General features: G+C 42.3%; 18 protein-coding genes. 7 read left to right on the forward strand and 11 right to left on the reverse strand.

What is annotated here, in order from left to right; all coding sequences use genetic code 11:
- Positions 1 to 365: 365 nt before the first annotated feature.
- From efeB to V7K85_RS02440, 8 genes are all read right to left on the reverse strand, one after another.
- The gene (gene efeB / locus V7K85_RS02405; protein WP_334811065.1) at positions 366 to 1,634 is read right to left on the reverse strand and encodes an iron uptake transporter deferrochelatase/peroxidase subunit; all 1,269 of its coding nucleotides are present in this window, start codon (positions 1,632 to 1,634) and stop codon (positions 366 to 368) included.
- A 29-nt stretch (positions 1,635 to 1,663) separates the two neighbouring features.
- Entirely contained in the window at positions 1,664 to 2,851 is a 1,188-nt protein-coding gene (gene efeO / locus V7K85_RS02410) for an iron uptake system protein EfeO (protein WP_334811066.1), read from the reverse strand.
- A 31-nt stretch (positions 2,852 to 2,882) separates the two neighbouring features.
- Positions 2,883 to 3,716: an iron uptake transporter permease EfeU gene (gene efeU / locus V7K85_RS02415; protein ID WP_334811067.1), complete on the reverse strand. Its 834-nt coding sequence runs from the start codon at positions 3,714 to 3,716 to the stop codon at positions 2,883 to 2,885.
- Positions 3,717 to 3,953: 237 nt separating this feature from the next.
- Positions 3,954 to 4,190: a hypothetical protein gene (locus tag V7K85_RS02420; RefSeq protein ID WP_334811068.1), complete on the reverse strand. Its 237-nt coding sequence runs from the start codon at positions 4,188 to 4,190 to the stop codon at positions 3,954 to 3,956.
- A 188-nt stretch (positions 4,191 to 4,378) separates the two neighbouring features.
- A complete protein-coding gene (locus tag V7K85_RS02425) occupies positions 4,379 to 5,647 on the reverse strand; it encodes an MFS transporter (protein ID WP_334811069.1) in 1,269 nt (422 codons plus the stop codon).
- On the reverse strand, positions 5,613 to 6,086 hold the full coding sequence (locus V7K85_RS02430) for a MarR family winged helix-turn-helix transcriptional regulator (RefSeq protein WP_334811070.1): 474 nt from the start codon (positions 6,084 to 6,086) through the stop codon (positions 5,613 to 5,615). The genes V7K85_RS02425 and V7K85_RS02430 overlap by 35 nt, the downstream gene beginning before the upstream one ends.
- A 129-nt stretch (positions 6,087 to 6,215) precedes the next feature.
- A complete protein-coding gene (locus V7K85_RS02435; protein ID WP_334811071.1) occupies positions 6,216 to 7,070 on the reverse strand; it encodes an ABC transporter permease in 855 nt (284 codons plus the stop codon).
- The gene (locus V7K85_RS02440; RefSeq protein ID WP_334811072.1) at positions 7,027 to 7,878 is read right to left on the reverse strand and encodes an ABC transporter ATP-binding protein; all 852 of its coding nucleotides are present in this window, start codon (positions 7,876 to 7,878) and stop codon (positions 7,027 to 7,029) included. The genes V7K85_RS02435 and V7K85_RS02440 overlap by 44 nt, the downstream gene beginning before the upstream one ends.
- Positions 7,879 to 8,117: 239 nt before the next feature.
- Here V7K85_RS02440 and V7K85_RS02445 point away from each other — a divergent pair, with 239 nt between their 5' ends.
- From V7K85_RS02445 to V7K85_RS02465, 5 genes are all read left to right on the forward strand, one after another.
- Positions 8,118 to 8,633, forward strand: coding sequence for a hypothetical protein (locus tag V7K85_RS02445; protein ID WP_334811073.1), 516 nt, complete (start codon positions 8,118 to 8,120; stop codon positions 8,631 to 8,633).
- A gap of 205 nt (positions 8,634 to 8,838) precedes the next feature.
- A complete protein-coding gene (locus V7K85_RS02450; protein WP_334811074.1) occupies positions 8,839 to 9,186 on the forward strand; it encodes a DUF6883 domain-containing protein in 348 nt (115 codons plus the stop codon).
- Positions 9,187 to 9,205: 19 nt separating this feature from the next.
- Positions 9,206 to 9,454: a DUF4926 domain-containing protein gene (locus V7K85_RS02455; protein WP_334811075.1), complete on the forward strand. Its 249-nt coding sequence runs from the start codon at positions 9,206 to 9,208 to the stop codon at positions 9,452 to 9,454.
- A 141-nt stretch (positions 9,455 to 9,595) separates the two neighbouring features.
- Entirely contained in the window at positions 9,596 to 9,850 is a 255-nt protein-coding gene (locus V7K85_RS02460) for a hypothetical protein (RefSeq protein WP_334811076.1), read from the forward strand.
- A 3-nt stretch (positions 9,851 to 9,853) separates the two neighbouring features.
- Complete coding sequence (locus tag V7K85_RS02465; RefSeq protein WP_334811077.1) at positions 9,854 to 10,231, forward strand: type II toxin-antitoxin system VapC family toxin; 378 nt, start codon at positions 9,854 to 9,856, stop codon at positions 10,229 to 10,231.
- Between the two features lie 238 nt (positions 10,232 to 10,469).
- On the opposite strand, the gene V7K85_RS02470 is transcribed toward V7K85_RS02465, so the two are convergent.
- On the reverse strand, positions 10,470 to 11,249 hold the full coding sequence (locus V7K85_RS02470) for a DUF3598 family protein (RefSeq protein ID WP_334811078.1): 780 nt from the start codon (positions 11,247 to 11,249) through the stop codon (positions 10,470 to 10,472).
- Between the two features lie 266 nt (positions 11,250 to 11,515).
- A complete protein-coding gene (locus V7K85_RS02475) occupies positions 11,516 to 13,186 on the reverse strand; it encodes an ABC transporter ATP-binding protein (protein WP_334811079.1) in 1,671 nt (556 codons plus the stop codon).
- A 309-nt stretch (positions 13,187 to 13,495) separates the two neighbouring features.
- Here V7K85_RS02475 and V7K85_RS02480 point away from each other — a divergent pair, with 309 nt between their 5' ends.
- A complete protein-coding gene (locus tag V7K85_RS02480) occupies positions 13,496 to 14,875 on the forward strand; it encodes a serine/threonine-protein kinase (RefSeq protein WP_334811080.1) in 1,380 nt (459 codons plus the stop codon).
- A gap of 194 nt (positions 14,876 to 15,069) precedes the next feature.
- Here the strand turns inward: V7K85_RS02480 and V7K85_RS02485 are convergent, their stop codons facing one another.
- Complete coding sequence (locus V7K85_RS02485) at positions 15,070 to 15,984, reverse strand: Tll0287-like domain-containing protein (protein ID WP_334811081.1); 915 nt, start codon at positions 15,982 to 15,984, stop codon at positions 15,070 to 15,072.
- A gap of 181 nt (positions 15,985 to 16,165) precedes the next feature.
- On the opposite strand from V7K85_RS02485, the gene V7K85_RS02490 reads away from it, so the two are divergent.
- On the forward strand, positions 16,166 to 17,020 hold the full coding sequence (locus V7K85_RS02490; RefSeq protein WP_334811082.1) for a phosphate/phosphite/phosphonate ABC transporter substrate-binding protein: 855 nt from the start codon (positions 16,166 to 16,168) through the stop codon (positions 17,018 to 17,020).
- Positions 17,021 to 17,293 lie beyond the last annotated feature (273 nt).

The following is a 17,293-nucleotide window of genomic DNA, read 5'->3' on the forward strand; positions in this document are numbered from 1 at the left end:
TCATTCCATTTCAAACAGAATTTGTCAAGATGGTTTGCGAGAAAAATTGTAAGTGAGGGTGACGAGAAGATGAACTTTTAAGCACTTAAACAACAGTAAGATTGTTCATTTTCTCGGCACGTTGGTAACAAAATAATCAATTTTTAATCGCTATAACAGTTGATTTTTAAGGCTCTTTAGGGAATGAAACAGCCCTGCTGCTACAAGGGGTGAAAGCAGATATCTCAGGTAGGGGCAATTCATGGATTGTCCCTACAATGTTCTGGACTTCACCAATTGAAAACTCTTATCAGCCTACAACAAAGGCGATCGCTACTATTTACAGTGACTAATGATCGCCAAAAAATTAAAAATTAAACATAAATCTACACCGCTGATGCTTCTAGTAATGACTGACCAAGATAACCTCCTTCAGCTTTGACACCAGGTAAAGCAAAGAAATATCCACCACCAATAGGGCGAATGTACTCCTCCAAAGGTTCCCCAATCAAGCGATTTTGCACTGTCACGAATCCCTTCTCTAAATCAGCTTGAAAACAAACAAACAACAAACCCATATCTAAATGTCCAGATTTGTCAAACCCGCGTGAATAATTGAAACCACGCCGCAGAATCAAACTCGACTCTGATTTGCGAGGATTAGCAAGGCGGATATGAGCATTGAGAGGAATTTGTTTACCTTTAGGGTCTTGATCATAATTGGGAGTATCTTTCTCGTACTTCATCCCTAAAGGTGCGCCAGAATCCTTAATGCGTCCAATAATTGTCTCTTGTTCCTGTAGTGGTGTGCGATCCCAGCGTTCGACTAAGTTGCGGATGACTCGCACCACTTGATAGCTTCCTCCTACTGTCCAAGCTGGTTCGCCACTGTTTGGCTGTACCCAGACAATCCGGTTCATCAATTTGTCGTCACTAGCATTTAGATTTGCTGTCCCATCTTTAAAACCAAGCAGATTACGCACCGTAGATTTGCCTTGTTTTTTGTGGGTATTCGGCGGCAGAAACCCCGCTATTTGCCAACGCAAAGTTATCAAGTCTGGCAAGTTCTTAATGATGTCGCGTAAAGCGTGGAGATTCGATTCCTCAGTATTCGCACAGAATTGTAACAGTATATCCCCATGACATAAATCTGGGTCAAGTTGGTCATTGGGAAAATTAGGCATCGTATCTAACCGCTTAGGTTTCAAGTTGCCTAGTCCAAAACGGTTATCGAATAGTGAGTTACCCACAGCTAGGGTGATTGTCAGGTTATTGGGAGCGATCTCCGGGCCCATAATCCCCGAATCACTGGGGGGAAATTTGGGGTCGCGCGGCTTGGGTGTTCCCCCTGCCATCAGAAACTGGATGCGCTCAGTTAAAGTTTTGAACAACCGCACTAAATCTGCTTTATTTGTAGCACTTGTATCAAATGCGACCATCAAACCAGCAGCAGGAGTAGGCGTAAGAATACCTGCTTGGTGAAACCCAAAGAAGGGCACGACCTCTTCAGATGGGTCAAGAGGTGTTCCCAGAAGAGTACGATAACCCAAAGTCGTCAAAGCTGCGATTCCACCTGCTGCTGCCATGCCGATTAACAAGTCACGACGGCCTAGCTTGGGAGTAATGCGTAAACTTGGTTGCTTTGTAATGGACATAATTTACTCCTCTAGGAATTCTTGATCAATTAGCTAACGCCCAGAGTGCCACGCAACTGAGACAAATCTTCAGCAAGGGCAGCGATCGCTGTTTTCATGTCTTTTTTATCTGCTTCACTCACCTTGTTATAGGTAGCAAAACCACCATCAGGGGTTTTGTATTTAGCAAGTTTTTGGTTAACTTTGGTGAAATTGCTATCTACACGCTTCAGCAAATCTGGGTTGGCTTTTTGGATGACGGGGCGCAATAACTCTACAATCTTTTGGGAACCCTCTACATTAGCGCTGAAGTCCCAGAGGTCAGTATGGCTGTAACGGTCTTCTTCTCCAGAAATCTTGGTTTTACCCACTTCTTCAATCAAGTCAGCAGCACCGCCAACCATATTTTTTGGTTCAATGGTCAAGGTGGCAATGCGCTTTTGTAGGTCTAGTCCATCTTTCTGTAGCTTTTCGGCAAAAGGTTTCATGCCTTTTGTAGTTTTGTCTTGAAATAAAGCTTTCTCTATACGATGGTATCCAGTGAATGCTGGGTCAGCCTCTTTTTTAGCAAAGTCATCAGCACGGGAATCCATCGTTTTATCGAGATCGGAGAAAAGTTCCGCTATCGGTTCTGCACGTTCCCAGTGGGCATGAGTAGGGGCATAGAGTTTCTGGGCTTTAGCAACGTCTCCAGCATTCACGGCATCTGTGAAGGTCTTGTTGTCTGCCACTAGTTGGTCAGTTTCTTTTGTGACGTAGACTTTGTATTCCGCGATCGCACCGACTAATTGACCTTGATCTACAGTCCCTTTGGCTTGAGAATCTCCTCCAGCTTTGACTGTGATTTTCCCTTTTGGATTGCTGCGTAAACCGCAAGCCATGTCATATTCACCCGGTTCTAGATTGGTTTTGAGTTTTTGAACGAAGCCAGGAGCAATATTTTCCTTTTCCTCAATCACTTTCACCCCAGACAAAATCTCCCACTCCAAAGGTTGGCTGCTTTTGTTGGTAAGCACAAAGTTGTTTTCCCCAGATGCTAGTGTCAGCTGATTTGGTTCACAACCTTTATCTGTCACAGTCAAAGCAGTTTCGGTAGAATTTTTAGTAGAGGTATCACTGGCTACCTTAGCTTCTGGAGAATTATTCGTGGAAGTATCGCTTGATTTGTTGGATTCACAGGCAGCTACTGTCAAGGCAATTAGACAGATAATTGTTGAGTACTTTAAAACATTTTTCATTCTTGTATTTTCCTAAAAATTATTGAAGTAGCTAAGAATGGCTTGCTGTAGTCTTTTGTCCAGCCTTATCCCCTAAGAAGAACAGCGACATGGTAGGAATTAGATAGCCAAAATAGGCGATCGCCTCGCTGACAGTAGGGGTATCGTTATATCCAAAAAATCCCGTCAAAAGTGAACCGAGAAATCCGTTCTTGGGAAGTACCCCGCTAGCATCGAATATCACTGTTTGTAGTGAATTCCACACTCCGGCTTCATGGAAAGCTCTCACCCCACTTGCTAAGAGTCCAGCAGCAACCACGATAATGAAGGCTCCTGTCCATTTAAAAAATCGTTTCAAGTTGATGCGGATACCACCTTGATAGATGCCTACACCGACGGCTAGGGCGGCTGCATATCCAAACAATGCCCCCACAGGAGCTTGAATTCCCAAATTTTGCTGAAACGTGGCCAGCAAAAACACTACTGTTTCCAGACCTTCCCGCAGTACTGCAAAGAATGCCATCCACACTAGTGCTATACCCCATTTATCCCCCGACTGAATGGCAGTTTCAATTTGAGACTGTAACTCGCCTTTTATCGAACGAGCAGCACGGCGCATCCAGAAAACCATCCAGGTGAGAACCCCAACTGCGACGATGGAAATTACCGCTTCAAATAGTTCCTGTTCTTTCTGCGGAAACTCCTGACTGGTTATTTGCAAAATAATTCCAGCACCTAGACAAAGAAAAGTCGCTAGTGCGATGCCAATCCAGACTGACTTCATCAAATGGGTACGTCCAGTTTGCTTGAGATAACTGGCAATGATTCCCACGACAAGTGCAGCTTCAACGCCCTCTCGGAACATGATCAAGAAGGGAAAAAGCATGGATAACCTTATTAGTTATAATTATTATCAAATCATCATGAGAATAATAACTTACTTGAGAACATTTGTATATAACTGCGAGTTAAAAATATCTAAAATCCTAAAATCATAAATTTTCCGTTGAAATCACAGTCTGTCAAAAAAATATTGCAGACTGTAAATTATTACTCAATTGAACTACGTAAATAAATCAAACAACTCCTGCAAGTCTATTTTGTCACCCTCTCAGAATTTTCTCTATCCCAATCGACAGCGTAATATGCGATCGCCTGGAGGCAACTCTTGAAGTTGAGTTTGAGTAAGAATAGTAGCCATAGAAACGAAAATATACGCAACTATAATTTGAACAACATATCTAATACCATTTCTTTGTGATGCTGCACCAAATTTTCTTGGCTTCTTATTTTTTTCTTTGTGTGCTTTGTGTTCTTTGCGGTAGCCTGCGGCAAGCCGCTCCGCGTCTACGTTCCTCATATATGGCGCATCTTCATACAGAATTGGTATAAGAAATTCATCTCAGCGATCACCTTTAATTCGATGTGTGTAGAGACGTTGCATTGCAACGTCTCTACTTTATTTGAACCACATGATCTTGTAGTTGTGGAACCTAGAAACAAATTATTTCAAATCACCCTGACTTTTAAAATAATTGCGATGTGCTTCTATTTATACTCCTGCAAAGCCCCTAACTTCCGAATTTCCGGCCAAATCATAGCTGTAGCAATCACCACCACAATGGTGCCAATTCCACCACCCACAACCGAAATCACTGGGCCAAATAAAGCTGCTGTCAACCCAGACTCAAAACCCCCCAATTCATTCGAGGCACTAATAAACACGCTATTAATAGCAGCAACCCGACCACGCAAATGATCCGGTGTTCTGATTTGAACTAATGTATGGCGAATCACAACGCTAATACTATCTAGTGCGCCACCAAGGATCAGCATCAGCATAGACAGCCAAAACGAATGAGAAAGTCCAAAGATAATTGTCACAACCCCAAAGCCAACTACTGACCATAATAAGGCAGGGCCTGCTTTGCGTAACGGTGGTAAATACACCAGCGTAATCGCCATAGTCAAAGCACCAATGGAGTGGGCTGCTTGTAAGTATCCTAATTCCACTGGCCCCACATGTAAAATATCTTTGGCAAAGATGGGTAGCAACGCGATCGCACCACCCAACAATACAGCAAACATATCCAATGTGATCGCTGCTAAAATCAACTGATTCTGCCAAACAAATTTAGCACCAGCTGACAACGCTTTGAATGAGATTGGCTCAGTTGTGCGGATGCCTTTTTGCTCTTTAATCGGTACTGTTAAAATAAAACACAGCAACGCGGCGATCGCTGCTACTACATATACTCCTGTAGCACTTCCTAGCCAAGCGATGCCGAATCCCCCCAAGGCAGGGCCAATCACAGCGGCTAACTGAAAGCTACTACTATTCCAAGTAGCTGCATTGGTAAATGCACTCACAGGTATCAACTGCCACATCAGAGCATCACTGGCAGGCCTTGAGAACGCCCTAGCGACACCTGTTAATACCAAGCAGGCGTAAACTAAAAAAATTGCACCTTTAGTATAGGAAAGCACTGCCAAAGCTAGCGAACAGAGAGCTAGCAGCATCACTGACAGTAACATGATGAGTTTGCGATCGCGGCGATCGGCTACATGTCCGGTAATCAAGGTCAGAGCAATCATCGGCAAGACTTGCGCCAGTCCCACACCACCAAGAACTATCGCTGAGTTAGTCCGCTCATAGAGTTCCCAGCCGATAGCTACAGTTTGCATTTGTGATCCCACGGACAGCACCAGCCGTCCAATGATAAATAGCCGATAGTCTCGAAACTTCAAGGCTGCAAAGGGATCGTGCTGTGCAACCTCAGAGTTATCGGGATTTGAGTTCCGTTTGCTCGAAGACATTTTTTAGTAGAGTTAAGCCTTCTTCAATGTTAGAAATTTGTTCTTGTGTAAGACCTTTCAGCAGGTCGGTAATATGAGTCCGAGTTTGATCTTGGGATTGCTTGAGATGGTGCTTTCCATCTTCAGTCAAATTGAGCAGCACCCGCCGCCGCTCTTGAGGATGAGCGATCCGTTTCACGAAATCGCGTTGTACCAAGCGTTCTATGGTTGCTGATGCCGTGGCAGAGGTAACACCTAAATGCTCTGCCAAATCAGATAATGAAGCACCAGGATTGCGATTGATAAATGCTAGCGATCGCAACTGAGGTATAGATAAAAAAGCAGCGCTATGGGCACGCATATCTGCTCGGATAAACCGCATCACTAATGGAACTGTGTCCATTACCCTAGCGGCACATTCTTCGGAAGTTGCACCTTTAGTAAGTTTATCCAAGGTCATGGGCTTGTTGTTCTCCTGATTACATTGCCACCCGTGGATCAATTCCACCAATGATGGCTAAGATTATTAGTGTTAATAAGAGAATTGTACAATCCAGACCAAAGCCATAAATGCTAGTTCCATTGCGGATTACATTGCTACCCGTGGATAAAGTCGTCCACCGATGATCGCCAAGACTGTTACTGTTAATAAGAGAATTGCCAAATCCCAACCAAAGCCATAGACGCTGATTCCATTCACTAGCATTGTGCTGCGTAAGGCGTCAACCTCATAAGTTAAGGGATTCAAGTGGGAGATAAACTTTAACCAGTCGGGCATTATTGAGATCGGATAAATAGCATTGCTGGCAAAAAAAAACGGCATGGTTAACATTTGTCCAATTCCGGTCATTCGCTCTCTGGTTTTTGCCAAACAGCCAATAATCAATGAAAAAAGACAAAAGCAAGCCGCCCCCAGCATCACTATCAATAGCACTTGCCCAAAAGCTAAAGGATGGAGATTTAATTTTACATGTAAGATAAAAGACAATACATAAATTACTGCTACCTGTGATAAGCACCGAACCCCACATGCTAGAGCTTTGCCCAAGACCATTGCTAGACGGGGTGTAGGACTAGCAAGAAATTTATGTACAATCCCTAAATCTCGCTCCCAAATTAGTGTCATTCCACCGGTGAAAATGGCTACATTTAAAACGCTTTGAGCGAGAATGCCAGCAGCCATGAAGTCTAAATAAGGTAAGTTCCCTGTCGGAATTCCCCGAAGTTTGGAGAACACTTGCCCAAAAATCAGCAACCATAATGACGGTTGCACTGATCTGACTACTAAATCAGTGGGATCGTGGCGGAGTTTACGCACTTCCAATTCAGCGATCGCCAGAGTTTTCGTAACTAGCTCTTTAATTGCAGAGATCAGATTGGCTCGGCGAGTAGGTGGTGTTTTAACCCAACCGTTGAGCAGTACGTCTGGTTCTTGCTGTGTCACGGTAGTTGACTCCTGATGTTAACTGGTCGCCTGTATAGTAAATAAAGACATCATCCAAAGTTGCGTTAGGCTTACCTAAAGAAGCTTTTAAATCGCTTGGTGTGCCTGTAATTACGACTTCACCTTGTCGCATAATCGCCACTCGGTTACATAAGCTGTCCGCTTCTTCTAAAAAGTGGGTTGTTAAAAATATAGTTGTGCCGTAATCAGCACAGAGTTGTAACACAAGTTGCCATACTTGAGTTCGAGCGATCGGATCTAGTCCAACAGTCGGCTCATCCAGAAACAAAATTTGGGGTTGATGTAAAACTGATACGCCGATTTCCAGCTTGCGGATCATTCCACCAGAGTAGTTTCGTACCAAGCGCTTCGCCGCATCTTGCAAACCCATATATTCTAGAATCTCATAAATGCGGCGATCGCGTCCTTTGGCAGGTATTCCATACAGTTTGGCGAAGATTAAGAGATTTTCGTAACCCGTGAGGCTACCATCAGCAGAGAGCGCCTGGGGGACATAGCCGATAGCCCGTCTCACAGGATTAGGTTGACGAGTCACATCATAGCCAGCTAAGGTTGCTTTCCCTGCACTGGCAGGTAGCAAAGTTGTCAACATCTTAATAACTGTACTTTTTCCTGCCCCATTGGGCCCGAGCAGTCCAAAGACTTCGCCCTGTTCCACAGATATGCTCAGGTTATTAACGGCCGTTAACTTGCCAAAACGGCGTGTAAGTCCCTGAGTTTCCAAAATCAGCGGTTTTGTTTCGTTAGGAGGTTGCGATCGATTTATTTTTCCCGTCAGAATTGTCACAAGTTTGATGCACTTCCATTAATTAGTTAAACTAACTATTAGTTTCTCAATATATTTGTTTGAAGTCAATAGACTTCTGGAAAATATATTTTTATGGTTCTGAGGCTGATGAATACGTTTAGTCTTCATTGGCGATTTAGAATGTAGCTAATATAACTAGTGCTAATACTACTATAAAATTAGTAATAATTATGTCACAGTGATATTGTATTGCTTACCTGATTAGGAAAAATTGATTTATGAGTTTGGATAAAGACGTAAAGACGGTACGAGCAGTTGTAGAGACTGGTGCAGCCGCAGGCGCTGCTGTCAGCGCTGCTACAGGGTTATCTGTTGCGGCAACTTCAGGAGCAGGAATTACTTCCGGTCTAGCTGCGGCAGGTGGTGTGGTTGGTGGTGGTATGGCGGCTGCTCCTGCTGTATTGGCAGCAGGCCCAGCTTATGCTGGAGCAAAAATAATGAATGAAACTTTGTTCAAAGACCAACCGGATTTGTCTGAGGAAGAACGTGAAGCTCGTGCAGCTGCAAGAACAGCTACAAATATTGGGGCTGCTGCTGGTGTAGCTGGTGCTGGTGCTGTAACAGTAGCTGCTGGTGCTTCTGGTGCTGCAATTATGAGTACCCTTGCAGGTATCGGTGGTGTTGTTGGGGGAGGTGCGATCGCCGGTACTGCCATAGTTGCTGCTGCACCTGTTGCTGCTGCGGCAGCTATTGGATACGGGATATACAAACTTTTTGGCGGCGGTAAAGAATAGCATTAAGTAAGTTGAAAAAGTTGAATAAAATTCAATAAATATACCCTTGCTATGAATTAAGTGTATAATATATAGCAAGTAAATAAAATTGAAGTGCCTGTGTATTTTAAGCCCAAATAGCCCCTTGGCTGTAAAACTTAATTTGCACAGGCATTTTCCATGTTTATATTCCCTAAAATCTATACCTACTCTAAAAATAAAAATTATGTCTAATTTACCCAATCTAATCCCAAATGCAGAAAATGCAGTCGTTGATATTCGTAAACTGCGTGACTACTGCCTCAATCCAGAGCATGATGAAGGCAAACATAAAGCCCGTCTCTTTTCAGCAAGTCTGGGTATGAAGGATGAAAACGCTGAAGAATTGCGCCAGATTCTTTTAGAAGCAGTTACGACTCAAGAAGTTAGTTTGGGACGACGTGATGAATTTGGACAACGTTACATACTAGATTTCACACTCAAATGGCAAAATAAAAGTGCAACTATTCGCAGTGCTTGGATTATTGAAGAAGGTTCTGATGTCCCAAGATTAACAACCTGCTATCCTGTGTAATATCTGGAAGTTATACAAGATGAATAAAAGTAGAATTGAGTTGCTGGATGTAGTAGCACTGACAATTGATTTACCTGAATACAACTTGTACCGTGGTCAAGTTGGCACAGTAGTTGAATTATTAGCTGATGGTGCTGCATTTGAGGTTGAATTTAGCGATCGCAATGGGCGCACATACGAATCTGTCGGTTTACGCCCAGAGCAAATTATGGTATTACATTTTGAGCCAGCATCCCCTGATTCAGTCCCGCAAATGATGCCAGTGTAATCTGTATAAAAACGCAGATGCTAATGATATTTTTGATGAGCTACCCTTACGCACATAAACATAGAGAATCTGGCGATCGCTTATTGTATATTGTAGTTTTGAGAGCGATGCCAAGATAGATAGAAAGTAGAGAGCGAAATAATGCTAAAAACATTCAGAGCTTGGTTGAAAGGAAGTCGTTTAGAGTGGATTGATGATGTACCTACGTTAGGAGAGCAACAAATCCCAGTTCATGTTACATTGCTGGAAAATGAATCAGTCATAGATAAACAAGCACGGGGACGAAGAATGGCTGAAATATTAGAAAAACTTGCTGTGAGTCAAACTTTGACTGATGTTGATCCAGTTATTTGGCAGCAAGAAACTCGTCAAGACCGTTCACTTCCGGGACGATAAAACGTGCTGCTCGATAGCAATATTATAATATATTCTGCTCAATCAGAAAACGCCAAATTGAGAGAGTTAATTGCTGAATATGCACCTGCGGTATCAGCGCTCAGTTATTTGGAAGTGTTAGGCTATCATCTGCTTAAAGAGGAACAACGTCAGTATTTTGAGGATTTTTTTCAAGTTGCTCAGGTTCTACCAATCTCTCAAGATGTTTTAAATCAAGCGGTAATTCTGCGACAACAAAAACGAATGACTTTAGGTGATGCAATTATTGCCGGCACTGCTTTGGTTTATGGACTAACTTTGATAACAAGAAATACAGATGATTTCCGTTGGATTACACAAGTGAGATTGTGGAATCCGTTTGAGTCTGATAAACCCAGTTAAGAGAAAAGTGCGATCGCATTTCTAAAATTAGAAAATAAATAGTATAAAGCGATAGCATTTCTAAAATCATTCCTAAACCAGAGATTTAGTTTAGCAAAGGCGATGTCTGCCTTGAAAAGTTCAGAATTGCTTAAATGTGAACTCTTGATTTTTTTTGAGTAATTTATTCCTTGGAAGTCCCTAATTCGCAGTTCATTTTTTAATTGGCAATATTGGCAAAGCCCACCAATTCTTTGCATCAAATGTGCAGGAGTTCCAGGATCAGTCCAGCAAAAGCGCCAGACTCGTCATACTTGACGCTCAATTGTTGCAATTTGGAGTCTGTCACCAGCCAATTCGCTGCCAGAATAAAAGGAGTACCAACACTCACTTTATCTGGACAACTGATAGAAACTCCGTCAGGTAAAAAGAAGGTATTTTGTTCTTCCCAACTAGGGTGTAGTTGAGTTGGTACAGGCTCAGAAATCTTTAAATCAGGGGTAATGGTGACGGAGGTTCCTTGCCAATTGCCACTCAGATTTCTCTCAGATACCTGTTCTATTTCTTTAGACCAGTGTTTACTAGGGAAACCTGTAACATCTTCACGAATGTTCGCCGTTCGGAACAAAGCTCCTTGCTGATCGTAAACAATACCGACACTATGTCGTAGTTCCTCGTCCTTAAAAAATAATTCAATAGCAAAAAAGGAGTCAATTTTTAACTGCATTGTTACCCAAGCAGCATGACCTGATTCAAAAAATAACCCCCTCATCCACTGACTTTCGGGGTGAAAAACCCCATCAACTAAGCTATTAGACTCCAAGTTATATTCCCAACTTTCTTCCTTGATTGTGCCATCAGCATACATATAGTGATTAGTGTGAGCTATTTCTGTCTGCTGTGGATTGCTCTGAAAGCTTCTTAGACTACGAAACGACTCGGTAACTTCTCCTTGGGGGGAATATCTTGTCCAAATACCGTGCCAGTCGCACAAATGGTTTGCTGTGAAATTTTTCCAGTTTTGTGTTTTTAATTCCATATACTTATTTACCTGCTAATTAACTAATTTTTCGCTAGATTAAGTCGTTTGATGTGCAAAAGCTATGCTTTCATTGCTAGTGTTATAAAAGGTAATCGACCACAGGTTTAACGTGGATTCAACAACAACGTATTTCAATAATTAGAGGAGTTATGACGATAAATCCTAGAGACTCCAGCAGATTCAATATAAGTAAATCAGCGGTTACGAGTCATGACAATTAAGCAGTATTTATTACTTGCTTGGTTGTGTTAGCGAACATGATATCACGCCCGTGCTAGTAACGGAGCAGCAGCTAGTAAGGTTTTGGTATAAGGGTGCTGAGGATTAGCAAAAATATTTTTTGTCAGACCGAGTTCGACAATTTTACCGCTATTCATCACGGCAATCCGATCGCACAAAAACCTCGCTAACCAAAGGTCATGAGTGATAAACAGATAAGTTAAATCAAACTCTTCCTTTAATTGCAACATTAAATCCAGCACTTGCGACTGGACGCTGGCGTCTAACATACTCACTGGTTCATCGCAGATCAAAAGTTTCGGGTGAGTAATCAAAGCACGAGCGATCGCAACTCGTTGCTGTTGTCCACCAGACAAATCTGATGGATAACGCTCATAATACACTTTTGGCGGTGTTAACCCAACTTTCTCTAGCATCGACAAAACCTGTTCTTTTGCCTTAACGGGATCGGCAAGATTGTGGATAAATAAAGGATCAGCAATACTTTGTCCTACTGTCATCGCTGGATTGAGACAAGCATGAGGGTCTTGAAAGACCATTTGTATTTGCCGCCGTGAGGAGCGAATTTCTTGACGCGACAATTTAGTTAAATCTTGTCCTAAAAACTCAACTTTGCCACTAGTGGGACGAATTAGTTGCAAGATTGTTCGTGATAGCGTACTTTTACCACAACCTGATTCTCCGACTAAGCCGAGAATTTCTCCTGAATAAAGATCCAGGTTGATCCCATCTACTGCTTTAATTGTCTGCTCTTGTGTGTTAAACAGTCGTTCGATAAAGTTAGGTTCTATGGTGTAGTATTGCTTGAGTTCTGTAAGACTCAAAATTGGGGATTTATGATTAATAATCGGTAATTGCTTTTCTGCGTCATTGGCAATTATCAATTCTCCATTATCTTTTACTGCTTGAATATGTAAAGCTGCTTTTAAGAGCGATCGCGTGTATTCATGTTGAGGGTGTCTAAATACAGTTTCTGTAGAACCCATTTCCACCATCTTGCCGTTATACATAACGCCAATGCGATCGCAATACTCAGCCACCATTGCTAAATCGTGAGAAATCAGCAGCAATCCCATGTTTTCTTCACTGCACAGGCGAGTTAATTCTTGCAATATCTGTGCAGCGATAGTCACATCTAAACTGGTGGTGGGTTCATCGGCAACAATCAACTTGGGGCTAAGAAGTAAAGCTAAGGCCATCGCTACCCGTTGGCGCATTCCACCACTAAACTCATGAGGATACTGATTCCAGCGACTAGCTGGAATATTCACCTTTGCCAAGGTAGCAAGTGCTTTTTCTTTGGCTTGGCGTGTTGATAATTCTGGTGAGTGCGCCTGAAGGGTTTCGATACAATGCTTACCAATCGTCATCAGCGGATCGAGGCGTGTCATGGGATCTTGAAAAACTAATGCGATCGCCTCTCCCCGAAACTTCCGCAACTGGTTAGGCATCAAGTCAAACACCGACTTTCCTTGAAATGTCACCCCTCCCTCAACCCGACTAGAGGCTGGTAGTAAACGCATTACTGCCCGTCCGATAGTTGACTTACCACAACCCGATTCTCCCACCAATCCCATTCTTTGGCCTGGTTGCAAGCTGAAAGATACATCATCAACCGCCCAGCTTGCTTCTTCTCCACTCCGCCCAGGATAGGCAACTCGCAGATTTTCGATACAGAATAAGGCTTCACTCATAGTTAGTTATCAGCCCTGAGCTACCAGCTTTTATAATTTCAAATTTAAGCTAGTCTATCAGATTAGTTTTAAGAAATATCAGACCACCGTTGTGCAAACATCTTTGATTGTCTTAGCGTAGGCGTAGCCCGCCGTACTTCTACGGAGAAGCAAGCTAGCAAGAGCGTCTGGCAGAGAAGGCATCGCTCTATTGAGGACAGTTCTACAATAAAGACGTTGAGGTTGGATCAACCTAATGCATGTATCGCTAGCCAGCCCAAAGCTGGTAGTTGTACCAAGATTAATTTGAGGACTTAGGCAAGTGACATAATGTTAGGACAATTATTAGACGGACGTTACCAAGTCCTCCAGGTCTTAGGTGGAGGTGGCTTTGGTCAAACCTATATAGCCCAAGATACCCATCGGCCAGGTTTCCCGAAATGTGTTGTCAAACACCTTAAGCCCGTTATTCGTAGCCCTAAACTTCTCGAAACTGCTAGACGGCTATTTACCAGTGAGGCAGAAACACTAGAACAACTGGGTAACCATGACCAGATTCCTCGACTTTTAGCCTATTTTGAAGACAACCAAGAGTTCTTCTTAGTGCAAGAGTTGATTGAAGGGCATACTCTGAAAGCGGAACTGTTCCCCAATCAACCTTGGACAGAAGAGAAAGTAATTCAACTGCTCCAACAGGTGTTGGGTATTCTGCAATTTATTCACAGTCACAACGTTATCCATCGAGATATCAAGCCAGACAATATAATCAGGCGGCAACAAGACGGCAAGTTTGTGCTGATTGACTTTGGTGCAGTTAAACAAGTCCAAACTCAACTGCTTACAGTTGCAGGGCACATGGGGGCTACTATTATCATTGGCACCCCAGGATATATGTCTACAGAACAGGGGCAAGGTAAGCCCCGCCCCAACAGCGATATTTATTCCTTGGGCATTATTGCTATTCAATCGCTGACGGGGTTACATCCTATAAACTTTGAGGAAGACCCAAATACAGGAGAAATTTCTTGGCAGCATCAGGCTAACGTCAGTTCTGAGTTGGCATCTGTGCTATCTAAGATGGTGCTACACCACTTTAAACAGCGCTATCAGTCTGCGACTGAAGTTCTACAGGTGCTTAAGCATTTTGATACTCAAGTAGAAGCACAATTACCTCAATCACAATTTTTTACACAACCGCCTCAAACCTCACTTTCTCAACAAAACTCAATTGGGTATCCGCATGCTTTTATTCTGTCTCCAGAAAATTACAGCCGCTTGGAAACGATTCTTTTGGAATTTGTCGGCCCCCTTGCCTCAAGATTACTACAGCAAGTTGCAGCATCAGCACCCAACCCCGAAGAATTAATTAATCAATTGGGTCTTCATCTTCGAGGAAATCAACAAATTGATTTTAAGAAGAAAACAATGTTTCTATTAGAGAAACCTACTCTCCGACAGGAACTTTCTACTAAGTCTGAAATTAAGTCAAATAATTTACCAAGTCAAGAGCCTCAAGTAATCAGCGACAGCTTTGTGCATCAGTGTGAGCGGGAATTGGCTGATTTAATTGGCCCAATAGCTACGTTCTTAGTCCAAAAAGCTGTTAGGTCTTCTGGACAAATTTCTCGTGCAGAATTTGTGAAAGTTTTAGCATCACAAATTCCCGAACCTCAAAAAGCTTTGCAATTTCAGCAACGCCTACTTTATTGAATTTTTCACTTATGATGTAACAGGCTTGGGTTAAAGATAATTGGAGGTTTTTGGCGCTAACTGATTCCTAATCTCAAATCCAAAATCGTTTGAATGAGCGATTTGTATCGAGCGTACCCCTCCGGGGAAGCAAGCTACGCGCAGCGTCTCGCAGAGAAGTCGAGGTAAGCCGAAGTCTAAAATCCAAAATAGTTTTAGCTCTGGTGATTCAGCATCTCCATAGCTATTTTTAAGCTAGCTTTCATCCGATTAAATGCTTCTGCTAACCCACCAATTTCATCATTAGAGCTTTCTTCAAAATCAGCGCTCATATCACCAATGCTAACTTTTTGGGCGATTTTCTCTATTCTTCTGATACGCTGAATCACATATTTTTTGATTAAGAAGTTAATTAAGATAACTACGAGCGCAAAAATGGTAACTATAAGTCCCATTATCAACGTCCAATTCCGTTTGGCATTGGCAAAAATATCTTGAGAAGGAACAGAGATTATTTGGGCAGAAACAATCTGATTGAGTTGCCAGCCAAAACCATTTTCCGAGCCATAAGTTGCCAACTGACTCTTAGGAGCCCGCTCTGGTGTAGAATGACATCGTAAGCATTTCTCTTGTGTAATTTTTAGTGGTAGCGCGATGTAAAATACTTCGCCTTCTGGCAAGTTACGAAAGCCTGTAATTTCTAGAGTCTTGGGTTCGTTGCGAAAACGCTCTACAAGTTGAGTTTCAAAATTATCAGCTTTATCCGCTAAATTACTAGGATTAAGGGTTGCGTCTTTATGAAAAAAGTTTTTAAATTCAGGGTTTTTACGAAAATTCTCAAAAACCTCTTTAGAGGAAAAAGTTGGTATTACTTCAGGTATGAACGTTGGGTTAGTTTCTAGTCTAGGTTCTAATAGGGGATCTATCCGATTTTGTGTATAGTTTCTAACTGCGTTCACCATTTTGATGAGAAGCTGTGCTTGAGAAGTTACTTCATTTTGCGCTCTCCCTTCAAGTACACTGGATAAGGCAACGCCACTTCCCACAATACTGACTATGAAAACTAATATTAAAAGTAAGTTAAATTTAGCACCTATTTTTAAGTTTTTTAATGTAATGTTGTTTAACATAATCTAAATAATGAAGGTGGTATCTGAGTTTGTCTTATATTGATTTCTACCTGTTATAAAGTATATCAACAATATTTAAATAAATATTAATTTTTTGCTGAAAGATTACCTATTTAGGCAGTAGTCAAAGTTATCTAAATTAGTCCTGAAAGCCAAGTTAGTTTCTTAACCATAATTAGTGATGTTTTTGCGATTCCCCCGTCGTTTATTTCTGTTTCATCTGTTGGGTTTTACATTTGCTGCCTGCCAATCACAAAAGGAGTTTGAGGGCACTTTAACTGTTGGCGTTATTAACTATGGTGGAGGCGAACAGATAATTAACCAATATGCTAAATTTAATAGTTACTTGGGTGAAAAGACAAATGCATATATTCAGCTAGAGCCTGTTTTTAATGAAAATAGAGCAGTTGAGCGCCTTGAGGCTCGTGCTTGGTCATTGGTATTTGCTCCACCGGGTTTAGCGGCTATTGCGATCGCCCGCTACCAATATGTTCCCCTATTTCCTTTAATAGGTATTAATAATTTGCGTTCAATTTTCGTTGTTCGCAAAGACAATCCGATAACCGAGTTGAAACAGCTACAAGGTCAAACAGTGGCTTTAGGTCAGTTAGGTTCAGCAACAGGATATTATTTTCCACTTTACAATCTTTTTGGTACAACACTGGCTGACATAGTGTTTGCACCCACACCCAAAGCCGCCCTGGAATTGGTAGTTCTAGGAAAAGCGATCGCCTGTGCTGTCTCGGAGGCTGAATTGAGTCTCTACGGTTCAGAGTTGGGTTCAAGCGAATTCCGCGTACTATTTAAAGACCCTCACTATGTACCATTAGGTGTGGTCTTGATTGGGCCTAATGTAGAACGTAACCGTCAGGAGTTCATCCGCAAAGTGATGAGTGATTCGCCTTCAGGTTTAGCTGAAGAAGTGGGGTATGTACCCAATGGACAAGTACCAGATTACAAATACATGATTTCTGTGGTCGATCGGATAAGCTCAATTAGTTCTCAACTACAAAAAAAACCTGTTCGTTTATTTTAATCAACGTAAAATCAACCTTTTTAGCGTTTACTCTTGTTTAAATCCTCAAATACAGCGTATTGCAGCTAAATGAAGTACACGGGTAGGGGCACAATATGTTGTGCCCCTACGATAATCTATCTGTACCTCACCTTGGCGTAGCCTCTCCGGCTCCGCTCTACCATCCCAACACTATTAAGGTTGAGTCGATGGGGGATATTATTCCCCGCACCTCTCAGTTAGATCCGTGCGTACCCGTTTCCGTGTACACGGCTCCCGATGTTCTTAGCTTAC

It is taken from the genome of Nostoc sp., assembly GCF_036917615.1.
Lineage (GTDB): Bacteria > Cyanobacteriota > Cyanobacteriia > Cyanobacteriales > Nostocaceae > Nostoc.

Excerpts from the sequence above, each read along its gene's own strand:
- efeB (WP_334811065.1), bottom strand. The coding sequence starts at position 1,634 with ATGTCCATTACAAAGCAACCAAGTTTACGCATTACTCCCAAGCTAGGC.
- efeO (WP_334811066.1), bottom strand. The coding sequence starts at position 2,851 with ATGAAAAATGTTTTAAAGTACTCAACAATTATCTGTCTAATTGCCTTG.
- efeU (WP_334811067.1), bottom strand. The coding sequence starts at position 3,716 with ATGCTTTTTCCCTTCTTGATCATGTTCCGAGAGGGCGTTGAAGCTGCA.
- V7K85_RS02420 (WP_334811068.1), bottom strand. The coding sequence starts at position 4,190 with ATGAGGAACGTAGACGCGGAGCGGCTTGCCGCAGGCTACCGCAAAGAA.
- V7K85_RS02425 (WP_334811069.1), bottom strand. The coding sequence starts at position 5,647 with ATGTCTTCGAGCAAACGGAACTCAAATCCCGATAACTCTGAGGTTGCA.
- V7K85_RS02430 (WP_334811070.1), bottom strand. The coding sequence starts at position 6,086 with ATGACCTTGGATAAACTTACTAAAGGTGCAACTTCCGAAGAATGTGCC.
- V7K85_RS02445 (WP_334811073.1), top strand. The coding sequence starts at position 8,118 with ATGAGTTTGGATAAAGACGTAAAGACGGTACGAGCAGTTGTAGAGACT.
- V7K85_RS02450 (WP_334811074.1), top strand. The coding sequence starts at position 8,839 with ATGTCTAATTTACCCAATCTAATCCCAAATGCAGAAAATGCAGTCGTT.
- V7K85_RS02455 (WP_334811075.1), top strand. The coding sequence starts at position 9,206 with ATGAATAAAAGTAGAATTGAGTTGCTGGATGTAGTAGCACTGACAATT.
- V7K85_RS02460 (WP_334811076.1), top strand. The coding sequence starts at position 9,596 with ATGCTAAAAACATTCAGAGCTTGGTTGAAAGGAAGTCGTTTAGAGTGG.
- V7K85_RS02470 (WP_334811078.1), bottom strand. The coding sequence starts at position 11,249 with ATGGAATTAAAAACACAAAACTGGAAAAATTTCACAGCAAACCATTTG.
- V7K85_RS02475 (WP_334811079.1), bottom strand. The coding sequence starts at position 13,186 with ATGAGTGAAGCCTTATTCTGTATCGAAAATCTGCGAGTTGCCTATCCT.
- V7K85_RS02480 (WP_334811080.1), top strand. The coding sequence starts at position 13,496 with ATGTTAGGACAATTATTAGACGGACGTTACCAAGTCCTCCAGGTCTTA.
- V7K85_RS02485 (WP_334811081.1), bottom strand. The coding sequence starts at position 15,984 with ATGTTAAACAACATTACATTAAAAAACTTAAAAATAGGTGCTAAATTT.
- V7K85_RS02490 (WP_334811082.1), top strand. The coding sequence starts at position 16,166 with ATGTTTTTGCGATTCCCCCGTCGTTTATTTCTGTTTCATCTGTTGGGT.